Raw genomic sequence first — 14,210 nt, 5'->3', positions numbered from 1 at the left:
AATTCGGGGCAGGTGGGGCGCTACCCGCCGAGGTGGACCGTGGGGATGACCGGCTCGCCCGCCGACATCATCGTGACGGCGCGCGGGAGCTCGGCGACCGACGCGCGGTGCCGGGCCCGGGCCTCGTCGAGCGTGGTCCGCCCGACGACCTCGCCGTCGCGCACCAGGGGGACGAGCAGCGGGCGGTCGTCCCCGTCGTCCCCCGGGACCTCGTCGATCCCGACGACCTCCGCCTGGGCGACGCCCGAGGGTCCGCGGCGGCGCAGGGCGTGCTTGCGGCCGCCGATGGACAGCTTGTCGGTCGACCGCTTGGCCACCGACACCAGCTCGCCGTCGGTCCCCTCACGCGCGACGAGCTTGTAGACGAAGCCGCACGTCGGGTGCCCGGAGCCGGTGACCAGCTGCGTCCCGACGCCGTAGGCGTCGACGGGGGCCGCGGCGAGCGCCGCGATGGCGTACTCGTCGAGGTCGCTCGTCACCACGATCCGGGTGTCGTGGGCGCCGAGGCCGTCGAGCTGGGCGCGCACCTCGCGGGCCAGGTCGCCGAGGTCGCCCGAGTCGAGCCGCACCGCACCGAGCCCGGTGCCGGCCACCTCGACGGCGAGTCGCACCGCCTCGGCGACGTCGTAGGTGTCGACCAGCAGCGTGGTGCCCACGCCGAGCGTCTCGACCTGCGCGCGGAACGCGTCGGCCTCGGCGTCGTGCAGCAGCGTGAACGAGTGGGCCGCGGTGCCGGTGGAGGGTACGCCGTAGCGGGCCCGGGCCGCGAGGTTGCTCGTGGCGTCGAAGCCGGCGACGTACGCCGCCCGGGCGGCCGCGACCGCCGCGTCCTCGTGGGTGCGGCGCGCGCCCATCTCGATGCACGGGCGGCCGTGGGCGGCCAGCACCATCCTCGACGCGGCCGAGGCGATGGCGGAGTCGTGGTTGTAGATCGACAGCAGGACCGTCTCGAGGAGCACGGCCTCGGCGAAGGTGCCCTCGACGACCATCAGGGGTGAGTGGGGGAAGTAGGCCTCGCCCTCGGCGTAGCCCCACACGTCACCGGTGAAGCGGTAGGAGGCGAGCCAGTCGAGCATGCCCGGGTCGACGATGCCCTCGAGCGCGGTGAGCGCCGCCGCGTCGAAGCTGAAGTCCTCGATCGCGTCGAGCGCCCGGCCGACCCCGGCGACCACGCCGTAGCGCCGGCCCTCCGGCAGCCGCCGGGGGAACAGCTCGAAGACCGCCCGGCGCTCGGCCGTGCCGGCCTGGCGCGCGGCCTGCACCATGGTCAGCTCGTAGTGGTCGGTCAGGAGCGCGGTCGACGCACGGGGGGAGCTGGTCACGACCCACACTGTGCCACGATGGGACCCGTGTCAGCCGCCAGTCCCGTAGAGGTCGAGCCGACCATCACCCCTGACGAGATCACCTTCCTGGCCAAGCCGTGGGTGACCCTCGTCTGGGACGATCCGGTCAACTTGATGTCCTACGTCTCCTACGTGTTCCAGAAGTACTTCGGCTACGACAAGGCCAAGGCCGAGAAGCTCATGCTCGAGGTGCACACCGACGGCAAGTCGGTCGTCTCGACCGGCACGCGTGAGGAGATGGAGCGCGACGTGCAGGCGATGCACGAGTACGGCCTCTGGGCGACGATGGAGAAGGCGTCGTAGTGCACCGGTCCCGCATCTCCGTGGTCATGATCGACCACCCCGAGGAGACCTACGACCCCGCGGCCGCGTTCTGGGCCGCCGCGCGGGGCGGTCGTCGTACGACCAACGAGGAACCCGCCTTCGAGTCGCTGGAGCGGCTGCCGGGCAACGTCGCGCTCGAGCTCCAGCGCACCGGCAGCGGCACCCCACCGCGCGTGCACCTCGACCTCGAGACCGACGACGTGGACGCCGAGGTGGCCCGCCTCGAAGCGCTCGGCGCCACCGTGCAGAGCCGACACGACACCTGGGCGGTGCTCACCGACCCGGGCGGGCTGGTGTTCTGCGTGGTCCCCGTGTGGACCGACCAGGCCGACTTCGACCGCCACGCGACCACGTGGGGGGGCCTGACGTGAGCGGCTTCGAGCGACACCGCAGGTCCGGGCGCGTCATCGCCACGTTCACCGGCTTCGAGGCCGACCTCCTGCGGTCACTGGCCTCGCAGATGGTCGAGCTGCTGCGCAACGAGCGCGCCGAGCCCGCCGCCCCGAGCGCCGACCCGTTCGACGCGATGATGGCAGAGTTCTCCGGCGCCACGACGATCCCCGACGACCCGGTGCTCGCCCGGCTCTTCCCCACCGCCTATCCCGACGACGAGGAGGCGGCCGCCGACTTCCGCCGCTTCACCGAGGGCGGCCTGCGCGACGGCAAGGCGGCCACGGCCGGCTCGATCATCGACACCCTGGAGGAGGCCGGGCTGCCGTCCGAGCTGGACCAGGACGGCCTTGTCATCGACGTCGAGCTCACCGACGCCGAGGCCGAGACGTGGATGCGCGCCTTCACCGACATCCGGCTCGCGCTGGCCACCCGGCTCGGCGTCGAGGCCGGCGACGAGCACTACTGGCACTCGCTGCCCGACGACGACCCGCGGGCGCAGGCCCACGACATCTACGAGTGGGTGGGCTACCTCCAGGAGACCGTGGTCGAGGCGCTCACCTCGTGAGCGGACGGTGAGCCGCCCGTGAGCCCGGTGCCCGACTTCGTCCTGGCGCTGCGCGAGAAGATCGGGCACGACCCGCTCTGGCTCCCCGGGGTCACCGCGGTCGTCCGCCGCGGCGACCAGGTGCTGCTGGTCAAGCGCGCCGACAACGGCCACTGGACGCCCGTCACCGGGATCCCCGAGCCGGGGGAGGAGCCGGCCGAGGCCGCCGCCCGGGAGGCGCGGGAGGAGACCGGCGTCCGGATCCGGGTGGACCGGCTGGCCTCCACCGGCGTGCACGGCGAGATCGTGCACGCCAACGGCGACCGCGCGTCCTACCTCGACCTCACCTTCGCCTGCACCTGGGTCGAGGGCGAGGCCCACGTGGCCGACGACGAGTCGAGCGAGGTGCGGTGGTGGCCCGTCGGTGCGCTGCCGCCGATGTCGGAGCTGATGACCGCCCGCATCGAGGCCGCCCTCGACGACGACCCCGAGGCACGGTTCGTGCGGCCGCCGGGCCAGCACGACGTCGAGCCGCCGCCGGTCCTCGCACCGCCGGTGCCCGTCCTCGGCGTCGACGCCTGCCCGGCCGGCTGGGTGGGGGTGGTGCTCGACACCGGGCTGCGCGCCTCCGTCTACGTCGCACCCGACATCGCCGGGCTCGTCGACCTGGTCCGCGAGCAGCACGACGTCGCGGTCGCGGCCGTCGACATCCCGATCGGACTGCCCGACGCGGGCGGCCGGAAGGCGGACGCGGAGGCCCGGCGCGCGCTGGTGGGGAAGGCGTCCTCGGTGTTCTCCACGCCGGTGCGGGCCGCGCTCGAGGCGGAGACCTACGAGCTGGCGCGCGCGGCCAACCTCGCCGCGACCGACGGGCGCACCAGCGTGAGCGCCCAGGCCTACGCGCTGCGGGAGAAGGTGCTGCAGGTCGACGCGTGGGTGCGCGGGCGGCCAGGCGTCCTCGTGATCGAGGTGCACCCCGAGCTGAGCTTCGCCCGGATGGCGGGCGCGCCCGTGCGGGCGCGCAAGAAGGACGCCGACGGCGTCCGCGCCCGGCGCGAGGCGCTCGCCGCCCACGGGGTCGTGGCGCCGGCGTGGTTCCACGGCGCGGGCTTCGGCGAGGACGACCTGCTCGACGCCTGCGCGGCCGCGTGGACGGCCGTGCGCCACGCGCACGGGGTCGCGGAGTCGTACCCCGAGGAGCCCGAGGTGTTCTCCGACGGGGTCCCGGCCGCGATCTGGGCCTGAGCGGCGTACGCCCACCCTGCCCGGGGCGCTGCTCAGCCCGAGTGGGTCAGCACGCCGTAGCGCTCGCGTGAGGCGAGGGCCCAGCGCGAGACGGGCACCGACACCAGCGCCACCGCGAGCATCAGCGCGGCCAGCACCAGCCAGCCGGTCTCGCCCATCTCGACGCAGAGCAGGGTCACCACGGGCGGGCCGACGACGGCGATCACGCTGAACCCCAGCCCGGCGAACCCCTGGTACTGGCCCTGCTTCTCGTGCGGTGCGAGACCCATCTGGAGCCCCCACTGGCCGCCGGAGCCGATCATCTCGCCGACGACGTGGACCAGCGAGCCGACGACCAGCACGACCACCGCGAAGGTGGCGTCGCCCCGGTCGGCCAGGGCGACGATGGCGAAGCCGGCGGCGATCCACACCGCGCCGCGCACCAGCGCGCGGGCGCCCGCCTCGACCGAGTCGGCGCGCCGGGACAGCCGGACCTGGAAGAGCGCGACGCAGGCGGTGTTGACGATGAGCAGGATCGCGACCATGACCGGCGGCGCGGAGGTGCGCTCGGAGATGTAGAGCGCCAGGCCGAGCTCCATCACGAAGAAGTGCAGCGAGAACAGCCCGGTCAGCGCCACCACGACGACGTAGGGCCAGTCGCGCAGCACCGCCAGGCGCGGCTCGCCCTCGACGCGGACGTAGGCCGGCAGGTCGGGCAGCCGCGTGGTGTTCCACGCCGCGAAGCCGGTGAAGACCGCGTTGAGGACGAACACCGAGATGTAGGCCCACGGCTCGTCCACGACGAGGGCCGCGCCGCCGAAGACCGAGCCGAGGCCGATCGCGGTGTTGGTCACCGCCCGGAGGTAGGCCTTGAACTGCACGCCGCGCCCACCCGTGGCGAGCTGGGCGATGACGCCCTGCTGCACGGACCCGGCCGAGCGCTCGAAGAACGTGAGGAGCGCCAGCAGCAGCGCGAGCTGCCACGGCGTGCGGGCCAGCACCGGGAGCGCGCTGGTGAGGGCGGCGCCGACCATGAACGCGGTCAGCACCCGCCGCGGCCCCCGGCTGTCGGCGAGCTGGCCGGCCGGCACCTGCACCACGATCCCCACCACGGCCGCGACGGCCATCGCGAAGGCGACCTCGGCGGCGGAGAAGCCGACCTGCCGGGTGAAGTAGAGCGCGCTGGTGGTCATCACGGCGCCGGCCCCGAACCGGTTGGCGAACGAGCCGAGAGCCAGCACCCGCAGGTCCCGCTCGAGCGGGATCCCCCTCCGGGTCAGCGGTGCGGGCGCGTGCGACGACGACATGACTCTCCTCGACAAAGTATCTCGACGTCGAGACTATGTCGTGAGACGCGGGCCGGCCGCATCGGCCTCGTGCCTACGCTTGGCTGCGTGCTGACCTTGGACCAGGAGATCTACGACGCGATCGTGGCGCACGCGCGCCGCGACCACCCCGACGAGGCCTGCGGAGTCGTCGCGGGTCCCGAGGGCAGCGACCGTCCCGAGCGGTTCGTCCCGATGGTCAACGCGGCCGGCAGCCCGACGTTCTACGAGTTCGACTCCAGCGAGCTGCTCGCGCTCTACAAGGAGATGGACGCCCGCGACGAGGAGCCGGTGGTGATCTACCACTCCCACACCGCCACCGAGGCCTACCCCAGCCGCACCGACATCAACCTGGCCAGCGAGCCCCACGCCCACTACGTGCTCGTCAGCACACGCGAGCACGGGAATAGTGAGGGCCCGGTGGAGTTCAGGTCCTACAGGATCGTCGACGGGGTCGTGACCGAGGAGGACGTCACGGTCGCACCGACGACAGAGACGCCAGAGACACCCGAGCAGACCGAGGAAGCGAGCACCCCCTGATGGCCATCGAGGTCCGGATCCCCACCATCCTGCGCACCTACACCGACGGCGCCAAGGCCGTCGAGGGATCGGGCGGCACGCTGTCCGCGCTGATCGACGACCTCGAGGGGAGCCACCCCGGCATCAAGGACCGCCTCGTCGAGGAGAAGGCCGGCTCGGTCGACCTGCGCCGCTTCGTCAACATCTACATCAACGACGAGGACGTCCGCTTCATCGGTGGCCTCGACGCCGAGCTCTCCGACGGCGACCAGGTCGTCGTGCTGCCCGCCGTCGCGGGCGGCTGCTGAGCCAGAGCGCTCAGCCCAGGATCCCGCGCTCGTAGGCCCTCGCCACCGCGGCGGCGCGGTCGCTGACGCCGAGCTTGTCGTAGGCGTGCACGAGGTGGGTCTTCACCGTCGCCTCGCTGACGAACAGCTCCTCGGCGATCAGCCGGTTGGAGCGCCCCCGCGCCACCAGCGTGAGCACCTCCCGCTCGCGCGCGCTCAGCACGCCCGACGCGGCCGGGCGGCGTACGTGCGAGGCCAGCCGCGCCGCCACGGCCGGGGACAGCACGGTCTCCCCGGCGGCCGTGGCGCGCACCGCGTCGAAGAGCGTCTCGGCGGGGGTGTCCTTGAGGAGGTAGCCCGTCGCCCCGGCCTCGATCGCCGCGACGGTGTCGCTGTCGGTGTCGTAGGTCGTCAGCACCAGGACCGCGGCCCGCGAGCCGCGCTCGCGCAGGGCGCGGACCGCGTCGACGCCGCCACCGCCGGGCATCCGCAGGTCCATCACGACCACGTCGGGGTCGGTCGCGACGACCCGCTCGACCGCCTCGGGACCGCTCGCCGCCTCGCCGACGACCTCGAAGCCGTCGACGCCGGCGAGCATGCTGCGCACGCCGTCGCGGACGACGGGGTGGTCGTCGACCACCACGATGCGCACCGTCATGCCGCCTCCCTCGCCAGGGCGGGGAGGCGGGCGGAGACCGCGGTGCCGCGACCCCGCTCCGACTCCAGCGCCAGGGCGCCTGCCAGCCGCGCGACGCGCTGGCGCATCCCGCGCAGGCCGAACGAGCTCGACGCCGTCGGGGCGGCGACGTCGAAGCCGACCCCGTCGTCGCGCACGTCGAGCACGACCTCGTCGCCGTCGTAGGACAGCGTCACCCCGACCCGGGTCGCCTCGGCGTGCTTGGCGACGTTGGCCAGCGACTCCTGCGCGATGCGCAGCACGGTCGCCTCCACCTCGGGGTGCAGCGGCACGGCGTCGCCGACGACGACCGCGTCCGCGCGCACCTCGTGCTCGGCGGACCACGAGGCCACCACGCCCGCCAGGGCCTCGGCCAGGGTGGTGCCGTCGAGGTCGCCGGGGGACAGGTCGAGCATCGAGCGGCGCGCCTCCGCCAGCGCCTGGCGGGCCAGGCCGAGGGCGCGCTGCTGGCGCTCGCCGCCGACCGACGCCTCGAGCTGGGTGACGATGCCCGCCAGGCTCTGGGCGATGGTGTCGTGGATCTCGCCGGCCAGCCGGGCGCGCTCCTCCTGCACGCCGGCCTCGCGCGCCTGGGCGACCAGCTGCTCGTGCAGGCTGCGGTTCTCCGCCAGCGCCTCCTCGAGCCCGGCGTTGAGGCGCTCGAGCTCGGCGGTGCGCTGCTCGGTGCGCAGCGACACCTTCATGAAGGCGGTGGCCAGACCGGCGTTGAGCAGGATGAGGGCGCCGAAGACGGATGCCTGGGCGGGATCCTGTGGGGGGAAGCCGCCGGACTGCGAGCCCGCCTGGGTGATCCCGACGACCACCATGCCGGCGTAGATCCAGCGTCCCTTGAGCGACTCGAAGGCGTCGAAGAAGCCGGCGACGCCGAAGATGCCGTAGAACGGGTTGAGCCAGCAGAGCACGAAGGCCAGCGCGGTGCGCCCCGCGTAGTGGATCGCGCTGGGTCTGGGCGTCGCGATCATCCACGCGGCGGTGAGGGCCGAGAGGGCGAGCGTCCAGCGGACGTCGGCCGCGCCCTCCCCGAGCGCCGGGGCGGCCGCGGTCGCGACGACGGTGGCGAGCCCGAGCAGTCCGAACGGCAGCCAGCGCAGCCACCGCTCGTCACTGCACTGCTCGTGCGCGAGGGCAGCGGCCCACCCGCCGCTCTGCCCGCGCGCCCCCTCGCTCACGGGGGTCATCCTTGCAGTCCCGGCGTCCCGGCTCACTCCCATCGGAAGAGTCGCACCGCGACGAGCGACAGGACGACGGTCCACCCGCCCACCACCGCGAGGTCGGCGACGTCGGGCGCGAGGCCCTGCAGCGCGTCGTTCAGCACCTCCGAGGCCGCGCCGAGGGGCGTGGCGACCACGAGGTCGCGGAGCCAGCCGCCCATGCTCTGGACGGGCAGCCAGACCCCGGCGGTGAACATCATCGGGAACAGCACGACCGTGCCCAGGGTCTGCGCGACCCGAGTGCTTCGCGAGACGGCGGTGACCACGGCGCCGATGGAGAACGACGCCGCGATCGCGAGCAGCAGCGCGACGACGTACCACCCCGGGGCTTGCGGCAGCGGCACGTCGTGCACGACCCGGGCGGCGCCGAGGGCGAGGACGACGGCGACGAGGACCGCGCCGGCGTGCAGGCCGATCTGCGCGCCCAGCAGCGCCCCGGGGTGCACGGGAGTGGTGCGCAGTCGCCGCAGCACCCCGCCCTCCCGGTAGGCCGTGATCACCGACGGCATCGCCATGATCGCCGCCATGATCATCGCCAGGACCACGCACACCGACGCGTAGAGGTCGATCACCCGCTGCCCACCGAGGGCGGGGTCGGGCTCGCCGTAGTCGGGGACCAGCCCGATGATCACGAGCAGGATCGTCGGGAACAGCAGGATCCAGAACAGCGAGCCCAGCTCGCGGCCGAACAGCACCGCCTCGGTGCGTACGACGGCCGCCGTGGCAGACGTGGCCGACGTGCGCGCCGGGCGGGTCGTCCCGGTGGTGGTGTCCGGCGTGGTGGAGGTGCTCATGCGGGGCTCTCCTCGAGGGTCTCGGTGAGCTGGAGGTAGGCGGTGTCGAGGGTGCCGTCGACGACGCGCAGGCCGTGCGGCGTCACGTGCTGGCCGGACAGGAGGTCGAGGACCTCGAGCGCGGCGCCGTCTCGCCCCTCCACGACGATCCGGTCCGACTCGGTCCGGACCGCGGAGACCGACGCGAGCTCGCGGAGCGACTCGAGGTCGAGCGGGTGGTCGGTGGTGAAGGAGGTGACCGTGGCGGCGCTCGCTCCGGCGATGAGCGCGTCGGGGGTGTCGAGCGCCCGGATCCGGCCGCCGTCGATGATGGCGATCCGGTCGCACAGCTGCTGCGCCTCCTCCATCGAGTGCGTCACGAGCAGCACGGTGACCCCGTCGGCGCGCAGGTCGCGCACGATCTGCCACACGTCGCGCCGCGCGCGGGGGTCGAGGCCGGTGCTGAGCTCGTCGAGGATGACCACGCGCGGCCGGCCCACCAGGGCCAGGACGATCGACAGGCGCTGCTGCTGGCCTCCGCTCAGGTCGCGGAACCTCGTGCGCAGCTGCTCCTCGAGCCCGAGCCTGCCGAGGAGGTCGCCCGACGGCAGCGGGTCGTCGTAGAGCGCGGACCACAGCCGCAGCGCCTCGTCGACGGTGATCTTCGGCTGTAGCCGGCTCTCCTGCAGCTGGACGCCGAGCAGCCGGGTGAGCGCGGCGCGCTCCGTGCGCGGGTCGAGGCCCGCGACGCGCACGGTGCCCGCGTCGGGCACCCGCAGCCCGGCGACGCACTCGACGGTGGTGGTCTTGCCGGCCCCGTTGGGGCCGAGGACGCCGAGCACCTCGCCCTCGGCGACCTCGAGGGAGACGTCGTCGACGGCGAGGGTGTCGCCGTAGGCCTTGCGCAGGTGCGAGATCGAGATCATGGCCCCAGCCTCGTCGTCGGCGCCGTCTCGCACATCGGGCAACCGGCGCCTCCGGCCATCCACCGATCGGTGGATGTCATGCTGGACGCATGCGCTTCGACAGCCTCCTGGAGTCGGTCGGCGGCACGCCCCTCGTCGGGCTGCCCCGGCTCTCGCCGAGCCCGGACGTCCGGATCTGGGCCAAGCTGGAGGACCGCAACCCGACCGGCTCCATCAAGGACCGGCCGGCGCTGAGGATGATCGAGCAGGCGGAGAAGGACGGCACGCTGCGGCCGGGGTGCACGATCCTCGAGCCGACCAGCGGCAACACCGGCATCTCCCTGGCGATGGCCGCCAAGCTCAAGGGCTACCGCATCGTGTGCGTCATGCCGGAGAACACCTCCGAGGAGCGGCGCCAGCTGCTGCGCATGTGGGGTGCGGAGATCGTCTCCTCGCCCGCTGCCGGCGGGTCCAACGAGGCCGTGCGCGTCGCCAAGCAGGTCGCGGGGGAGCACCCCGACTGGGTCATGCTCTACCAGTACGGCAACGAGGCCAACGCGCTCGCGCACGAGGAGGGCACCGGCCCCGAGCTGCTCGCCGACCTCCCCGAGATCACCCACTTCGTCGCCGGCCTCGGCACCACCGGCACCCTGATGGGGGTCTCCCGCTTCTTCCGCCGCGCCAAGCCCGACGTGCGCATCGTCGCCGCCGAGCCGCGCTACGGCGAGCTGGTCTACGGACTGCGCAACCTCGACGAGGGCTTCGTCCCCGAGCTCTACGACGCCTCGCTCATCGACTCGCGCTTCAGCGTCGGCCCGCGCGACGCCGTACGCCGGGTGCGCGAGCTGCTCGAGCTGGAGGGCATCTTCGCCGGCATCTCCACCGGTGCGATCCTGCACGCCGCGCTCGGGCAGGCAGCCCGCGCGGTCAAGGCGGGGGAGCGCGCCGAGATCGCGTTCGTGGTGTGCGACGGCGGCTGGAAGTACCTGTCGACCGGCGCCTACGAGGGCACCGTCGACGAGGCCGAGGACCGCCTCGACGGCCAGCTCTGGGCCTAGGAGCACGCTCCCGCATCGCCGCCCGGCCCGTGACGGAGGCCTCTGGTGGCTACCGGCTCCCCTCCTTACCGTCAGGGCATGAACGCGCCCGCCCACCTCTCGGGACGCTCCGTCGAGCCCCCCGGCCGCACCGCGTCGCCCAAGAGCCACAAGCGCGACAGCCGTCCCGCCCGCGCGAAGGGCAGCCCGATGCTGATCGTGCTGATGATGATCGTGGTGCTTCCCTCGGTGCTGCTCGCCGACCACTGGGGCGCCGGCGCGGCGGGGATCATCGGCGGCCTGACGGGCATGTTCTCGCTCGTGGCGTTCATGGGCGGTCCGCTCCGACCCGACCTGCGGGTCGCTGCGGTGCTGGGCCCGCTGCTCGTCGTCGCCGCGGCCGTCCCCCGGCTGGTCGCGGAGGCGTCCCGCCCGGCGGCGATCGCCCTCGTGGTGCTGCTGACGTTCGTCGCGGCGCTGCTGCCCCTGGTCGGTGCCCGCTTCGCCAACGCGGGGATGGGCCTCGGGATGACCACCATGTTCGGCTACGGCTACGCGCCGATGGGCGGGGCCGACCATCGGCAGGTCTTCGCCGCCGCCATCGCGGGTGTCGTCGTCGCCCTCCTGCTGCGCATCCTCATGGGCATCGCCGACCCGTCCAAGCCGACGCGCGAGCAGGTGGCCGCGGTGCTGGTCGCCGACGACGTCGCGGGCGCCACCGCCACGGCGTTCAGCACCTGGCTCAGCGACGGCAGGCAGCGCTGGCTCGCCGACTCCCTCGAGGCGGCCTCCGACTACCGGCTCGCGGTGCGCGCCGCCCAGGTGGACGGGCTGGCTGCCGACGATGTGGCCGGGCTCCGGGCCCGGGCCGAGGAGCTCGCGGGGGAGCTGCGGGCCAAGCCGGGTCGTGACAAGGGCGGCACGGCCGACACGTCGGGCGAGGACGCCGCGACCGCAGCCGTCGGGGCGCCGGCGCCGCGGCCGGTGCCGTCCGCCACGGACGGGCCCCTCGCCGACGCCGTCCGGGCGCTCGACACCATCGAGCGGGCCGTGCGCGAGCGCGACACTACGCCCGTCGAGCTCGAGCGCACCCGGCGCCACGAGCTCCAGGACGCACTGCTGCACCCCTCGGCCAGGCTGACCTCGATCCAGCTCCGCCACGCGCTCCGCACGGCGCTCGCCGTGCTGCTGATGCTGATCATCACCTCGGGCCTCGAGCGCGGCGACCCGCTGGTCTCGACCTCGCTGCTTGCCACCTTCAGCATCCTCCAGGCCAGCTGGAGTGACACGGCGACCAAGACCCGCAACAAGATCGTCGGCGTGGTCGCCGGCTCGCTCACGGTCGCGGTGGTGCTGCTGGTCGTGCCGTCCGACCTGCTCGTCGCCGTCGCGGCGATCTCCCTGTGCCTGGGGCTGTGGTACGTCGTGACCCGCCCGGCGCTCGGCAACGCCTTCATGGTCGTGGTCAGCGTCGGGTTCAACTCGGTCAGCCGCGACCTCGACCCCGTCGCCCTCCTCGTGCAGTACGTCGGGCTCACCGCCAGTGCCGTGCTGGTCGGGGTCGTCCTGGGGTTCACCGTCATCCCGCGCTTCCGGCCCGCGCCGCTGCGGCGACGCATCGAGACAGCCGCCGAGGCCACCGCGACCGCCCTCCGGGCCTCGTCGGACGGCTCCCGGCCGATGGGAGCGGAGGTGATCACGCTGTTCCGCGACGCTGCCCGTACGCAGGACGACCTGGTGCCCGACCGCGAGGACCTCGACGAGCGGCAGCGCGCCGAGCTCGACACGCTCCGCACCGTGCTGGGCGACCTGACCGTCCTCGCCGGCGCCACCGACCTCGCCCGCGACGAGGTCGACCGGGTGGTGCGCGCGCTGAGCCCCGAGGGGACAGCGGCCCCGGGTGCGCCGACAGTGTCGCTCCCGGGCGACGAGCGGACCTCGCCCACCCCGGCATCCTCGACCCTGTGGGAGCTGGCCCAGCAGGCCGGCTCGGCCGAGCGCTACCTCCTCGAGACGCTGCCGGCCGGCGCCTGAGCCCGACGGCGCTGATCGTGGCGGACGTCAGCGGGTGTTGGCCGCGATGGCCACGACGGCCGTCGCGGGCGAGCCGACCACGAGGTCGGATGAGGCGCCCGTGAGCCCGACCTGCACCGTCTCGCGGGCCTCGGTCTCGCGGTCGTCGAGGATCCGGACGGGCACGCGCTGCTCCACCTGCCCGGCGGCGAAGTCGAGCTGACCCTGCGCGGCCAGGAAGTCCTCGCCCGCGGTGGCCGTGCCGGCCTGGACGGCGTAGGTCACGCGCACCGGCGTGCTCGGCGCCGACTGCAGCCGCACGGGCACCCACACCGTACGCGCGCGCTCGGTGGCGCGGTGCCGGATGCCGCCGAGGCGCACCTCGTTGAGGCTCAGCCACTGGATGCGCCGGGTGAGCCAGTCGCGGAGGAAGTCGACCTCGGCCTGGCGGTCGAGCCCGCGGTGGGTCCAGTCCAGGTCGCCCGTGGCGTGCCACCGGTCCCAGTCGGCCTCGGCGGCGGGAGCCAGCGTCGCCGCCGCGGCGGAGATCTGGGAGACGACTTCGCGCACCCCCGGCTTGAGCCGGGCCCAGCGGCTCTTGACCCGCTCCGAGAACGCCGGGTCCTGGAGCATCCGCGTGATCCAGTGCCGCCCGAGCCGGGTGTGCCAGGTGTCGGGCTCGCTCGAGGCGCGCCACCGCGTCCCAGCGCTGAGGTCGAAGTCCCAGACGGGGCCGAAGACGAAGCGCTTGCCCGGCACCCAGCTGAAGTGCACGCTCGACTGGAAGTTGGAGTCCTGGTTGGCGAAGAGCTCCTGCACGATGTACCAGTCGATCATCCTGCCGACGTCGACGTGGGCGGCGTACCCACGCTCGGGGTCGGCGAAGTCGGGACCGTAGAGGACGTCCTCGAAGCGCGACACCGCGCGCCGGACCTCGCGGCGCTGTCGCTTGGTGACCTCGTCGGGGTCCTTGAACGCCACGGGCGTCCCGCGCCGGGTGCGGAAGCCGGGCTCGTCGTCGCGCAGGTAGCGCTGGTTGACCTCGAGCAGGTAGCCGTCGTCGGGCAGGTCCACGCGACCCGCGCCGGCCTCGACCTGCTCGGTGAGCAGGTAGAGGCCCTGGGGCTGGCCGTTGAGGACGACCTCGACGAAGCGGAACTGCGGCGTCCACCGCAGCCGCGTCTGCGCGGCTACGGCGAACGCGGCGGCCGTGCGCAGCGAGCTGCGGTCGCCGTAGCCCGCCAGCAGCACCCACTCGTCGAAGGCGCGCGTGCCGACGAGCGCGGCGTCCTGCTCGAGCTTGAGCTTGTAGGGCTTCTTCGCCCAGCCCCAGGTCGAGTTGCCGCGCCCGCGGACCTCGGTGACCCGCGTGACGCCGTCCAGCGTCACCGTGCCCGGCACGTAGTCCTCACGACCGACGGCGACCCCGCCGGTGTCGATGACCAGCTGCGAGGGGGCGGCCGGCGGCCAGCCGACCGCGGCGGCGGTGCCGTCCGGACCTGCGGCCCGGGCGGACGCCGGTGTGAGCGCCAGCGTCGACGCCGTGACGGCGAGAGCGACCACCGTGGAGAGCTTCTTCAGGACGGACACGACGTCTCCTCTGCCCGGTGCGCGG

Annotated in this window: 15 protein-coding genes; 8 read left to right on the top strand and 7 right to left on the bottom strand. The window is 73.7% G+C overall.

Annotation, left to right across the window (positions count from 1 at the left end; genetic code table 11):
* Nucleotides 1-20: 20 nt before the first annotated feature.
* Nucleotides 21-1,322, bottom strand: a complete 1,302-nt coding sequence (locus JX575_RS13850) for a nicotinate phosphoribosyltransferase (RefSeq protein WP_186340721.1) — start codon at nucleotides 1,320-1,322, stop codon at nucleotides 21-23.
* Between the two features lie 18 nt (nucleotides 1,323-1,340).
* Between JX575_RS13850 and clpS the strand changes: the two genes are divergently transcribed.
* From clpS to JX575_RS13830, 4 genes are read left to right on the top strand one after another with little or no spacing between them, the layout of a single operon-like run.
* Nucleotides 1,341-1,646, top strand: coding sequence for an ATP-dependent Clp protease adapter ClpS (gene clpS / locus JX575_RS13845; protein ID WP_186340722.1), 306 nt, complete (start codon nucleotides 1,341-1,343; stop codon nucleotides 1,644-1,646).
* A 26-nt stretch (nucleotides 1,647-1,672) separates the two neighbouring features.
* Nucleotides 1,673-2,038, top strand: coding sequence for a VOC family protein (locus tag JX575_RS13840; RefSeq protein ID WP_206054400.1), 366 nt, complete (start codon nucleotides 1,673-1,675; stop codon nucleotides 2,036-2,038).
* Nucleotides 2,035-2,625 (top strand): DUF2017 domain-containing protein, encoded by a 591-nt coding sequence (locus JX575_RS13835; RefSeq protein WP_186340724.1) that lies wholly within the window; start codon nucleotides 2,035-2,037, stop codon nucleotides 2,623-2,625. Before JX575_RS13840 ends, JX575_RS13835 begins: the two co-directional genes overlap by 4 nt.
* 18 nt (nucleotides 2,626-2,643) lie before the next feature.
* Entirely contained in the window at nucleotides 2,644-3,849 is a 1,206-nt protein-coding gene (locus JX575_RS13830; RefSeq protein ID WP_186340725.1) for a DUF429 domain-containing protein, read from the top strand.
* Nucleotides 3,850-3,881: 32 nt separating this feature from the next.
* Here JX575_RS13830 and JX575_RS13825 read toward each other — a convergent pair whose 3' ends face one another.
* Entirely contained in the window at nucleotides 3,882-5,135 is a 1,254-nt protein-coding gene (locus JX575_RS13825) for an MFS transporter (RefSeq protein ID WP_186340726.1), read from the bottom strand.
* Between the two features lie 108 nt (nucleotides 5,136-5,243).
* Here JX575_RS13825 and JX575_RS13820 point away from each other — a divergent pair, with 108 nt between their 5' ends.
* Entirely contained in the window at nucleotides 5,244-5,693 is a 450-nt protein-coding gene (locus JX575_RS13820) for a M67 family metallopeptidase (RefSeq protein WP_277395327.1), read from the top strand.
* A complete protein-coding gene (locus JX575_RS13815) occupies nucleotides 5,693-5,980 on the top strand; it encodes a MoaD/ThiS family protein (protein ID WP_186340728.1) in 288 nt (95 codons plus the stop codon). The genes JX575_RS13820 and JX575_RS13815 overlap by 1 nt, the downstream gene beginning before the upstream one ends.
* Before the next feature lie 10 nt (nucleotides 5,981-5,990).
* On the opposite strand, the gene JX575_RS13810 is transcribed toward JX575_RS13815, so the two are convergent.
* Genes JX575_RS13810 through JX575_RS13795 form a run of 4 tightly spaced genes read right to left on the bottom strand, consistent with a single transcriptional unit; the run spans nucleotide 5,991 to nucleotide 9,566 of the window.
* Nucleotides 5,991-6,617, bottom strand: coding sequence for a response regulator transcription factor (locus JX575_RS13810; RefSeq protein WP_186340729.1), 627 nt, complete (start codon nucleotides 6,615-6,617; stop codon nucleotides 5,991-5,993).
* The gene (locus JX575_RS13805; RefSeq protein ID WP_222129521.1) at nucleotides 6,614-7,825 is read right to left on the bottom strand and encodes a sensor histidine kinase; all 1,212 of its coding nucleotides are present in this window, start codon (nucleotides 7,823-7,825) and stop codon (nucleotides 6,614-6,616) included. Before JX575_RS13805 ends, JX575_RS13810 begins: the two co-directional genes overlap by 4 nt.
* A gap of 32 nt (nucleotides 7,826-7,857) precedes the next feature.
* Complete coding sequence (locus JX575_RS13800) at nucleotides 7,858-8,661, bottom strand: ABC transporter permease (protein ID WP_186340731.1); 804 nt, start codon at nucleotides 8,659-8,661, stop codon at nucleotides 7,858-7,860.
* Nucleotides 8,658-9,566: an ABC transporter ATP-binding protein gene (locus tag JX575_RS13795; RefSeq protein WP_186340732.1), complete on the bottom strand. Its 909-nt coding sequence runs from the start codon at nucleotides 9,564-9,566 to the stop codon at nucleotides 8,658-8,660. The genes JX575_RS13800 and JX575_RS13795 overlap by 4 nt, the downstream gene beginning before the upstream one ends.
* A gap of 89 nt (nucleotides 9,567-9,655) precedes the next feature.
* Between JX575_RS13795 and JX575_RS13790 the strand changes: the two genes are divergently transcribed.
* Both JX575_RS13790 and JX575_RS13785 read left to right on the top strand, forming a co-directional pair.
* Nucleotides 9,656-10,603, top strand: a complete 948-nt coding sequence (locus JX575_RS13790; protein ID WP_186340733.1) for a cysteine synthase — start codon at nucleotides 9,656-9,658, stop codon at nucleotides 10,601-10,603.
* Nucleotides 10,604-10,681: 78 nt separating this feature from the next.
* A complete protein-coding gene (locus tag JX575_RS13785) occupies nucleotides 10,682-12,616 on the top strand; it encodes an FUSC family protein (RefSeq protein WP_186340734.1) in 1,935 nt (644 codons plus the stop codon).
* 27 nt (nucleotides 12,617-12,643) lie between these two features.
* On the opposite strand, the gene JX575_RS13780 is transcribed toward JX575_RS13785, so the two are convergent.
* Nucleotides 12,644-14,185, bottom strand: coding sequence for a CotH kinase family protein (locus JX575_RS13780; protein WP_186340735.1), 1,542 nt, complete (start codon nucleotides 14,183-14,185; stop codon nucleotides 12,644-12,646).
* Nucleotides 14,186-14,210 lie beyond the last annotated feature (25 nt).

Source organism: Nocardioides sp. zg-1228 (assembly GCF_017086465.1).
In the GTDB taxonomy this organism is placed as follows: Bacteria; Actinomycetota; Actinomycetes; order Propionibacteriales; family Nocardioidaceae; genus Nocardioides.
The sequence above is the reverse complement of the archived record's forward strand: the minus strand, read 5'-3'. Positions and strand labels throughout refer to the sequence as shown.

Excerpts from the sequence above, each read along its gene's own strand:
- clpS (WP_186340722.1), top strand. The coding sequence starts at position 1,341 with ATGGGACCCGTGTCAGCCGCCAGTCCCGTAGAGGTCGAGCCGACCATC.
- JX575_RS13840 (WP_206054400.1), top strand. The coding sequence starts at position 1,673 with ATGATCGACCACCCCGAGGAGACCTACGACCCCGCGGCCGCGTTCTGG.
- JX575_RS13790 (WP_186340733.1), top strand. The coding sequence starts at position 9,656 with ATGCGCTTCGACAGCCTCCTGGAGTCGGTCGGCGGCACGCCCCTCGTC.
- JX575_RS13800 (WP_186340731.1), bottom strand. The coding sequence starts at position 8,661 with ATGAGCACCTCCACCACGCCGGACACCACCACCGGGACGACCCGCCCG.
- JX575_RS13795 (WP_186340732.1), bottom strand. The coding sequence starts at position 9,566 with ATGATCTCGATCTCGCACCTGCGCAAGGCCTACGGCGACACCCTCGCC.
- JX575_RS13825 (WP_186340726.1), bottom strand. The coding sequence starts at position 5,135 with ATGTCGTCGTCGCACGCGCCCGCACCGCTGACCCGGAGGGGGATCCCG.
- JX575_RS13785 (WP_186340734.1), top strand. The coding sequence starts at position 10,682 with ATGAACGCGCCCGCCCACCTCTCGGGACGCTCCGTCGAGCCCCCCGGC.
- JX575_RS13815 (WP_186340728.1), top strand. The coding sequence starts at position 5,693 with ATGGCCATCGAGGTCCGGATCCCCACCATCCTGCGCACCTACACCGAC.
- JX575_RS13810 (WP_186340729.1), bottom strand. The coding sequence starts at position 6,617 with ATGACGGTGCGCATCGTGGTGGTCGACGACCACCCCGTCGTCCGCGAC.